Annotated in this window: 8 protein-coding genes and 1 pseudogene; 2 read left to right on the top strand and 7 right to left on the bottom strand. The window is 50.2% G+C overall.

Annotated elements, in window-relative coordinates:
* Positions 1-288, bottom strand: a pseudogene (locus J1785_RS06780) (RES family NAD+ phosphorylase); the annotation flags it as partial.
* Between the two features lie 282 nt (positions 289-570).
* Here J1785_RS06780 and J1785_RS06775 point away from each other — a divergent pair.
* On the top strand, positions 571-786 hold the full coding sequence (locus tag J1785_RS06775; protein ID WP_217219094.1) for a hypothetical protein: 216 nt from the start codon (positions 571-573) through the stop codon (positions 784-786).
* Between the two features lie 172 nt (positions 787-958).
* A complete protein-coding gene (locus J1785_RS06770; protein WP_217219093.1) occupies positions 959-1,675 on the top strand; it encodes an N-acyl homoserine lactonase family protein in 717 nt (238 codons plus the stop codon).
* A gap of 88 nt (positions 1,676-1,763) precedes the next feature.
* Here J1785_RS06770 and J1785_RS06765 read toward each other — a convergent pair whose 3' ends face one another.
* From J1785_RS06765 to J1785_RS06740, 6 genes are all read right to left on the bottom strand, one after another.
* The gene (locus J1785_RS06765) at positions 1,764-3,002 is read right to left on the bottom strand and encodes an IS110 family RNA-guided transposase (protein WP_217219092.1); all 1,239 of its coding nucleotides are present in this window, start codon (positions 3,000-3,002) and stop codon (positions 1,764-1,766) included.
* A gap of 495 nt (positions 3,003-3,497) precedes the next feature.
* Complete coding sequence (locus J1785_RS06760; protein WP_217219091.1) at positions 3,498-4,721, bottom strand: MFS transporter; 1,224 nt, start codon at positions 4,719-4,721, stop codon at positions 3,498-3,500.
* A gap of 48 nt (positions 4,722-4,769) precedes the next feature.
* Positions 4,770-5,327: a TetR/AcrR family transcriptional regulator gene (locus tag J1785_RS06755; RefSeq protein WP_217219090.1), complete on the bottom strand. Its 558-nt coding sequence runs from the start codon at positions 5,325-5,327 to the stop codon at positions 4,770-4,772.
* 361 nt (positions 5,328-5,688) lie between these two features.
* Positions 5,689-5,976, bottom strand: coding sequence for a hypothetical protein (locus J1785_RS06750; RefSeq protein WP_217219089.1), 288 nt, complete (start codon positions 5,974-5,976; stop codon positions 5,689-5,691).
* A gap of 107 nt (positions 5,977-6,083) precedes the next feature.
* Positions 6,084-6,830, bottom strand: a complete 747-nt coding sequence (mobC, locus tag J1785_RS06745) for a MobC family replication-relaxation protein (RefSeq protein WP_217219095.1) — start codon at positions 6,828-6,830, stop codon at positions 6,084-6,086.
* A gap of 11 nt (positions 6,831-6,841) precedes the next feature.
* Complete coding sequence (locus tag J1785_RS06740) at positions 6,842-8,713, bottom strand: type IV secretory system conjugative DNA transfer family protein (RefSeq protein ID WP_217219088.1); 1,872 nt, start codon at positions 8,711-8,713, stop codon at positions 6,842-6,844.
* Positions 8,714-9,176: the final 463 nt, after the last annotated feature.

Raw genomic sequence — 9,176 nt, 5'->3', positions numbered from 1 at the left:
CAACACACTACTAGCTAGTTCATCATTCTGATCCAAGACAAACGCCTCGTCGATATAGAGTGGAACAACTACGCGTCGAATTCCGTCAGCCCGCATATACCCGGACACAGCCCTTATTGACCATTCTTTTTCCGGACTCATGTAGAGTATAGGCTGTCCAGGGCGATGATACCGTCCGCTACTTTCTGGTTCTGGCAGATCAAGGACATGAGCCAGTTTATCTATGCGTACAGTGCGAAAAAAATATCCACTCATTCTTCTTAAAAATTTCTTGTCGGCCTGATTCATATGACCTCGCAGAATTAACAAATGTGCCTTATACGCAGAAGGTAATCTGTCCGATAGTGCATATCCAATGTTACAAAATGTCCACTTGTGGCACGCAGCAGACAAAAACGTGACGCTGAAGGTCTGCTGAGAGTGAGGAGTTGGCATGACATTGTGTCTCTATCAACAGGGACATGTCCGAAGATAGACATCCAGCATTATAGGGACTTAGCAATGGTAATTCCGTACCCGGATGCTATGGTAAATTACACTTACGGTGCATTAACTTAAAAGGAGAAGCTTATGTCTCAACAAGATGAGTTTACTGAAGGCAAGGCCATCTGTAATGAGATCGGAGCGGCGGTGCTCACCGTTCTGGGTGAAAAGCGGGAGTTTACGATTCAAACACTTGTTAAAGTCATGCAGGCGTCACGCGAAATTGGCGTGGGAGATGAGCGCGATCGTGCGTTAAAGTTGGCTGAAAACATACTCAGGAAATTTGCGCAGCCTATTGGATGACGTTACTTCTCTAGCGGCAAATTCCGTTTTGGCGCAAAGCGCCTTTAAAAAACATCCCAGGCCGCTATGAGCGATAAACGGAAGTAAGATCAGAACAGGGAGGAGGCGTGTGTTGTGAGCGGCCATATATTCATCTATTTTTATCATACTGCTGAAAATAAGAGAAAATGTCATGCGCCTATATATGCTTTACTTGGGGACTATGCATCCGGGTGATATACCTGTACCTGGATATTTGATTCAGACAAGCGATGGAATAAATATTCTTGTCGACACTGGCTGGCCACGTTCTTTTGTGGATAAGACTGTAAATCTACCTGGTCTTACGGTTGAAATCAGGCCTGAAGATACCGTCACTGCTCGCCTTAACGCTATCGGCGTGAGTCCAGCAGATATCAGTTACCTTATATGCACTCATCTCGATGAAGACCATTCCGGCAATCATGATTTATTTAGCAATGCGGAACTCATCATTCAGAAGGAACACTACGAGCTGGCCAAAAGTGGACATCCCCGCTTTAAAGTAAATCGGGAGTCATGGGATCATCCGTCTCTACGTTATCGTCTGATTGAAGGGGATTACGAGCTTTTACCGGGAGTCGTACTGCTTGAAACCAGCGGGCATGTTCCTGGTCACCAGTCCCTTTTAGTACGACTTTCTGATACAGGAACCGTATTACTTGCCGCTGATGCTGTTATGCATCATTCAATGGCAGATGCGGCAACGCGTCAAATATTTGTTACCGATATGGATGATGAGGCAGGCATCCGGCGAAGTACGCAAAAAATTGCTGACATAGCTGGAAGTGAAAATGCGGCGTTTGTCGTTTACGGGCATGATACAGAACAATGGGTCTCGTTACGCCTTTCTCCAGCCTTTTATGAGTAACTTTTAAGGTTGTGATCTGCTGCCTGCTTCTTGACGCCCCCTACGTATGCAACGTCCGCTTCACGCCCTGAGACATTCGACAAGTTTTTTACGGCATCAGTAAGGGCGATTTTCGCTCTTCCAGTGCCAGCAAATATTTCGCTTCGTCATAGCGGGTTCTGGTCTTCCAGCAGCGGTAAATGATCCTTAGCCATTTGAATGCCAGAGCCCGGATCGCGGATTGATGAGATTTTCCCTTTTCTCGCTGCCCCTGATAATACAATTTGGCCCAGTATGATGAGTTAACCGTCTTGGCAGCCCATTCAACAAAGGTCTGCCTGACGAACTTCGCACATTGCCATCGCCAGTGAACCCAGGATTTCTGGCCACTTCGTTCTGTCACCGGTGCAATACCTGCGTAGTTTTGAATTTCTTCAGCGCTGTTAAACCGGTCTCGGTTATCACCCAGTGCAGCAAGCATACGTGGGCCCATACACGGCCCCATGCCCGGAAGTGATTTGAACAGCCCCGCATCTGGCAATGTGTCAAACAGCGTTTCGATTCGTTCGTCATAGGTTTTGATGATTTCACTCACGACTTTAATTTGTGTCGCCAGTGCGGTTGCCATCAAAGCATTAGCCTCTATAACACTCGGGTCTGTCGTCAATGGGATCGCGTTATCAATACTCGCAACACGCTGCTCGGTAAGGGCTATTGCGCGGCCACCTTTGGCATTCAGAAAGTTGCGGATCGTGTCGCGCCTGGCGCGTTTCAGTTGTTGCAGACTGGGCCACCGCATAATCAGTTCACACAACAGTAAGCTACCCCGATGTGAGAACCACTCCAGGGGCTGAGGGTAATACTGTTTAAGCGTGTTGATTATCCGGTTCACAAAACGGCGTTTATCTTCAACCAACTGACGACGCTGCTCAACCAGTTGCTGGAGTAACCGGATATCCGCATTGTCGGGTTCAATGGCTTTTATCTTTTGGGGATAACGCAGCATTAACTCTAATGCCAGCTCGGCATCCTGCGGGTCATCTTTAGCGCCGCTGGGCGAGAAGGCTTGCCGGTAACGAGCCAGGGACAAAGCGTGGACAGGGAAGACAGTGATAAACGGATAGTTCTGAAGAGCATACACCACGGGGCCCTTCTTCAGCTCAAGGGTGATAGCTATTTTGCCTTTCACCTGTTTGTGCAACGCGTTGAGCCAGGCATCAAGCGCTTCTGCTGTATGTTCAATCACATGGAATGTGCGTTCGCCGTTTTTAAACTGAACGCAAACATCATGCTTTTTATCCGCCCAGTCCAGACCAACATGAGCAGCAAACTGATCTATCGCAGTCATAACCAACTCCTTTTTATCGGGGATTGGTATGCATTCCACGCTCTTCGAAAGAAATATAGTCAGCAGTTTGTCTGCATGCCCTGAGTATTCGTTAGCGAACGTGGAACACTTACTGGCGAAAGCAAAGCGGCAATCATCAAACCACATGATTCTGGCACAATATTCGTAACCAGTAAGCGCATACCCTGAATCACTTAAAAGTGTAACTCTCAGGGTTCGAATGACTATATCTGGCACAAAGCGGAACTTTGCTCATATACCGCTAAGCACAAAGACTATGCCATAAACTCCCTCCACGCGCCGACTTCGATAATAACGTCGCATCGCCCCATCTCATCTATGGCCCCTGGCTATGTCTCACAGCCTGCATCCCTTTTAAATTAGTGCTAATCCTTACCGCACTGGAGCCGTGGACGCTTCGGCTGCAAACAACCTTCTTGTGCGCTGTGGGGCTAGTGCCAAAATCATGTTGATGATACGGCCGGATATTAACGATTACGTGGTTGAATTGACTGTTGAGCGTTCCGTTAAAAAATAGGCTAATGCAAGAACCGGCAGCGCAATTCCTATACAAGATGCCAACATCCATCCCCCATTCGCATAGGCCCACCCGCCCAGCGCCGAGCCTATCGCACCGCCGATGAAAAAAGTGGTCATATATAGACCATTGAGCCGGGCGCGAACTTCTGCGCCCAGTTCGAAGATTTTTCTTTGCCCAAGCGTCATGTTAGCTGAAACACCAAAGTCGAGCACAATGGCCGCCAGTACCAATAATCCAAGCGACCAGGATGACCCCGGTGTTGCTATGTGCGTAAAAATAAAGGCCGCCGCCACGGCCAGCATGGCCAGTGCAGTAGCCGGTCGGCTCAATCCCCGGTCTGCAACGCGTCCTGCAATGGGGGCAGCAACGGCACCAGCAACCCCCGCGAGCGCAAATAAGGCGATCCCGCCCTGCGACAAATTAAAAAGGGGGCCTGCCAACAACAGCGGTGTAGTGGTCCAGAAGAGGCTGAAAGCGGCGAAAAGTGCAGCGTGGTAAAGCGCGCGTCGGCGCAATTCTGGCGTACGGCGTGCTAAATGAACCATGGATATCAGCAGTTCACCGTAGTTTAACCGTCCAGAAGGGATGCGTGGCGGTAGTTTTAATGAAAGTACGGCCGCCAACACGACCATGAACAGGGCGGAGGCGAAAAAAACCACATGCCAGGAGTAAAGTTGAGTGAGGAAACTTGATACCGGGCGAGCCAGCATGATACCCAGCATCAGGCCACTCATCACGTTGCCTACAACCCGTCCGCGGCTTGCCTCTGGAGCCATATGTGCTGCGTAAGGAACAAGAACCTGAACGGCAACCGTTCCAACACCGATGCCCAACGCCGACAGCAGAAAGGGCAAGGGATGGGTCGACAATCCCGCCACGGCGAGTGACAATGCTGCAACCCCCAAGAGGAAAAGCGTTAGTTTACGATTTTCAATCAGGTCTCCCAACGGCACGATGAGAAGCAAACCCAGCCCATAGCCAATCTGCGTCAAAGTCACGATTAGTCCGGTGGCTGAGGGCGACATCCCGAGTGTGTTACTGATTGGCCCTGCTAACGGCTGTGCATAATAGATATTGGCTGCAATCAATCCGCAGGCGCTTGCGAGTAGCAGGGTAAGCCAGGATGAAGTATTTTTGGGGCCGGTTCTTGCCGTGTTTAATGAAGGCGAAGTACTCATAGCAACTCTCCAATAAGGGAATGATAATGTCCTAAATGTATAAAAAAATCACCTCAAGCATTTCATCGCGGCATCGGCCACCGCTTTCATGTCTTGCTTATCGCGACCCGTTTTGCCAATCACACGCATACCTTGAAGCACGCAAAGCATCAGGCGCGCAACGTCCTGGCTGTTTAGTTCAGAGGAAATCGAGCTATCAGCCTGTCCTTCGATTATTAGTCTTTTGAGCATCGTTTCACTGCGTGTCAGTGCTCCAGTCACGCGTTGGCTTATCTCGGCGTCGAATGTACTCAAATCGGCCGCTCCACTAATGACCAGGCATCCCAGCTGTCCTTGAGCACCGGAGGAGGATTCGGCGAAGAAAACAAGGGCATTATGCAGACGCTCGCGGCCGCTTTTTCCCTGTTCGATTGCGTTATGCAATTGCGTATCGCGCTCTGCTTTATAATGATCAAAAGCTGCCAGAAATACCGCGCGCTTATCCTTGAAAGCCTTGTAGACACTACCTGAGGCCAATTCCATTGCAGAAGTCAGGTCTGAGATGGAAGTGGCGTGGTACCCACGTTCACAAAATACTCTTACCGCTTTGCCCAGTGCCTTATCCATATCGAATTCACGGGGGCGGCCACGACTGCGTGAGGTAGTTGACGATTTATCCTGGCGAGAAGGCATATGTGGTACCTATATAGGGAATTATATTTCCCTATATAGCATGAGTCGAATGAATGAGTAAAGACATCATCGATGTATTGCAATACACAGCCCGCTATTGACCGGCAGAGCGAGAAGCAAAAGTTCGCAAGACATAATTTATATCGTGATGTCTTGATCAATTGTAAGCAGATCAATATGACCTGCTCACCATTGAATGACACGGGCTGATGTTAGCAACGTCCGCTGCTGGCACAGAGCTGCCTGTCAGATTAGGTTTGGCCCTGTGTCGTAGTTGTGCCAGGTCAAGTCTGGGCTAATACAAATTATCAGTATCTTTCTGAAGCGTCTGAAGGCGCTGTTCCAGGCTATCCAGTCTTTCTTCGAGGTCATGACTTTGCTGCTCAATATCTTCCAGCGTTTCTGACAGAACATCACGCAACAGCACAAAATTAGCCTGAAGGGCATATACAAAATCGCTGCCGCGAGTCAGTAATGCTTCGCGCGGTATGTCCTGCAAAGCGGAATGCGTCATCCATGTCACCAGCGCTTTTGCGCTCATTTCAGTCAGTACGTCCGCAAGTCGGTCAGTTTCTCTGTTCATTCTGGAGTCCTGGCTGTTCTGATTTTGGGTGAGTATTGCGAGGGGTATTATTTCAGGTCGTTGCGTTGCTGGTTGGGTTGGGTGGGACTGTAAGTGATACAGAAGAACTATTTGCCGTGGTGTAAATCGAGCCGTTGCAGCTCGTCGAGCGTGTAGATGCGGAAGACATTCCGGTGGCGGGTTTCCAGCGGGATGTGCTGATGGTTAACGATGACGTGCCGGATGCCGTCAAACAGCCGTTCAAGACCGAGCTTTTTCTGCGGGTCCGGCACGATATAAAAAACGTAAATCCAGTCTTTACGGGTCCGGGCCAGTAAATGGCTGGCGATGATCGACTGGTAACGTGCTTTGGTTTTGAGGCGGCGCTCGGTCTCAATGGCGATCACGGTGCCGCCGGGCAGGATAATCAGACCGTCCGGCCGGTGACTGACCTGATAACGACTAAGGAAGGTTGTGCGATCGCCGTTTACCCACCCGTATGCGCCTTTTTGCTCAAGGATGATGCGGGCTGTCTGATTATCAAGGTGATGCTCCAGCGTCCAGCCGGTGATTTTTGAAGGCTCAAACCGCGCCGGGAAAAGCGCATCGTCGGGGGTTAACACAACGGCCAGTCCGTCAGTGGTTATGCCCCATAATGAAATTTTCATTGTGCGCGATACCAGGACATGCTTTTGTATTAAGCCCATTCCCTCGACTTTTGAAAGAAGGGAATACAGTGATTTATGATCCCTGAAGCCATACAGCAGCATCAGTGTTTTAAAGTCACTGTACGTTTCTTCCTTCAGAAAATTCAGTAGTCGTTGTATTTTTTCGCGATGTCGCGTCTGGCGTTCGCTGTATGCGGTGATAAGCATCATTCCCCCCTTTAAAAATCCAGCAATGACGGGTTTTCCTTTTTATCGGCAATCGGTATCGTCGTGTCTTTTTCGCCCGTATCAAAAAAAAGATCGGGCCGCTTTGTGGTGATATCCGGCGTTGATGCCGGTCCGGGGGCGGTTTCCTCCTCGCTAAAATCCAGGGTGATGTTTACTGTTGCTGCGGTGGCGGCAATTGCGGGCGACACGGCGGAGATCTCAAGTTCGCGTTTTTTCACCCTGATGGGCGAAATCAGCGAAGCAGAGGGGAGTGCTTTTGTCGTAAAGATGAAGCTGACAAAATCGGGTAGGTTCAGGATCATATTGCTGTCGGTAAAGAAACGCTCTGCCTGCCTGATGGTGCGTTCGTCGTCGATAGTCTCTGTCAGCACGGCATCGGTTTTCGCTTTGCGGACCTCATCATCGACTAATATGGTGCCTGACATCCTGGCCACCCATTCGGCGGTATCCGGGTCCATGACACGATAAACCAGTTTGAATTTGGCGTTCTCAACCACCGCACCGACAACGGCGTCACCTTTCAAATCTGCCGGGCAGTCTTTTAAATCGGCAATGGACTGGTGGTCCATAATAATATGCACGCCTTTATCGCGTACCGCGCCTAAACCTTCCAGCGCGGGCCTGGATAAATGGTATTTCAGTTCGGAAAGATAAATAGCAATGGGGCGGGGCACGTATTTCACTCGCTCGCGCCTTTCTGCCAACTGGTACAGGCGAACCAGCAACATGCGCTGCGCGGTAATGATTTTGCTGTTGCGCATTGAGCCAATCACATAGCAGCAACCGCCTTCCTTAAATATCGTATTAAGCGAAAATCCTGTCGGCGCATTAATGGCATTGAGCAAGGCCAGCTCTTCAATTTTCCCGAAGAAGGCTTTTATCTTATCGGCAATACCCTGAACGTAGTCGCCGTTATACACATCCCGAATGGTTGAGGAAGTATTACGGTTGACAAACTGCGCGGCTATCCGGGCCGCTTTCCGGTCGTCAATGCGATAAAAGTCCGACTCCTGACCTTTCTCTGCCAGACTGAAACCAGCAACAAAAAGCTCTTCCAGTTCATCGGCATTAATCTCTTCAATCAGGTTTAACTGGTATGCCTGTTTCCTTAGATCAATTAAGGCAAAGGGTTTGCCTGCATCCTCGCAGGCTTTGCGGTAAAGATGCGGGGCCCATTCATCGTCTTTGGGGTCCATAACAAAGACACCTTCACCGGCCAGAATGCTTTGATAAAGTAATATCCCGGCGGCCACCCCTTTACCGGCTCCGGTGGTACCGATAATATCTGCGTGCTGTTTCTGCCAGTCTTTTAACGGGAGATACATTGGTTCGTTCTCCCTGTCCATGCCAGTAAAAATGCCTTTATTCAGGTCGATATAATTCAGCGGATTATAATGCAGGGTTTCCGGTAGCAGAGATTTTACGGTGCGGACATCGGTGCGCAATTCCCGTTCAAGGGTGGTCTTTTTAACAAGGCGTTTCTTTATTCTGTCCAGCTCCGGTGTGAATAACCGGCGAAGCATAATATGGAAAATAATCCCGGTTACAGTGAAAGCAATCCGTACTGACCAGGCCAGTACCGTATTATCACTGGTGAGTCTGGTCTTATACAGCCACTGGAAGGCTCCGATCACCACCGGGGCCAGTGTGCCGAAGAGAAAACACAGCAGGGAAAAAGCGATAATCAACCTTTTCCATAACGGGGCTTTCTGCCGTTCATCGCTTTTCATCGACGCGAAAAACGGCATCGTCAGCCCCGATAACAGCGCCAGCATCAGCTGATGCTGTTGCATAAAAGCAATGAAGCTCAGCGCGCCATTCACTATCGGCGACAGTGAAACGGCCAGCTTATTCAAAATCACGATGCCTCCTTCGTCAGCAGTTCGCCCCATGACATCGCCCCATCAATTCGGCCCACGGTGTTGGGCGAAAAGGCGGGGCGAACGTCAGGGACGAAGAAGGTGGCCGCGTTGCGGCCATGTGCAGGAAAGCATGCTTCCCTGCACGACACGGCGTGCGCCAGTTCATGCGGGCTGGACGCCCTTATGATATGTCGCATGGGGGTAATGACGCCGCTGGACGCTGCGCCAAAACCCCCAAACGTCAACGGCGGCACACCGTCGCCCGCTACGCGCGACCACCCCCTTTAAGACGGTCGCTTTCGCCTTTTTATTCCCTTTGCTCGTTCCTCGCAGCGTGAATAAAAGGGAAGCTGACCTTTAAAGAGGGTGGTCGCGCCACGCTACCGGCTTTTGGCCGGAGACTTAGCCGCGACGGTGTGCGGGGCGATGCCCCCCAAATAAACCGCTGTCGTGGGCGACAGCT

The sequence above is a fragment of the Rahnella perminowiae genome (assembly GCF_019049755.1).
GTDB lineage: Bacteria > Pseudomonadota > Gammaproteobacteria > Enterobacterales > Enterobacteriaceae > Rahnella > Rahnella perminowiae.
Note: the sequence above shows the minus strand (reverse complement) of the source record. Positions and strands in the feature narration are given on the sequence as shown.

Excerpts from the sequence above, each read along its gene's own strand:
- J1785_RS06775 (WP_217219094.1), top strand. The coding sequence starts at position 571 with ATGTCTCAACAAGATGAGTTTACTGAAGGCAAGGCCATCTGTAATGAG.
- J1785_RS06770 (WP_217219093.1), top strand. The coding sequence starts at position 959 with ATGCGCCTATATATGCTTTACTTGGGGACTATGCATCCGGGTGATATA.
- J1785_RS06765 (WP_217219092.1), bottom strand. The coding sequence starts at position 3,002 with ATGACTGCGATAGATCAGTTTGCTGCTCATGTTGGTCTGGACTGGGCG.
- J1785_RS06760 (WP_217219091.1), bottom strand. The coding sequence starts at position 4,721 with ATGAGTACTTCGCCTTCATTAAACACGGCAAGAACCGGCCCCAAAAAT.
- J1785_RS06755 (WP_217219090.1), bottom strand. The coding sequence starts at position 5,327 with ATGGATAAGGCACTGGGCAAAGCGGTAAGAGTATTTTGTGAACGTGGG.
- J1785_RS06750 (WP_217219089.1), bottom strand. The coding sequence starts at position 5,976 with ATGAACAGAGAAACTGACCGACTTGCGGACGTACTGACTGAAATGAGC.
- mobC (WP_217219095.1), bottom strand. The coding sequence starts at position 6,830 with ATGCTTATCACCGCATACAGCGAACGCCAGACGCGACATCGCGAAAAA.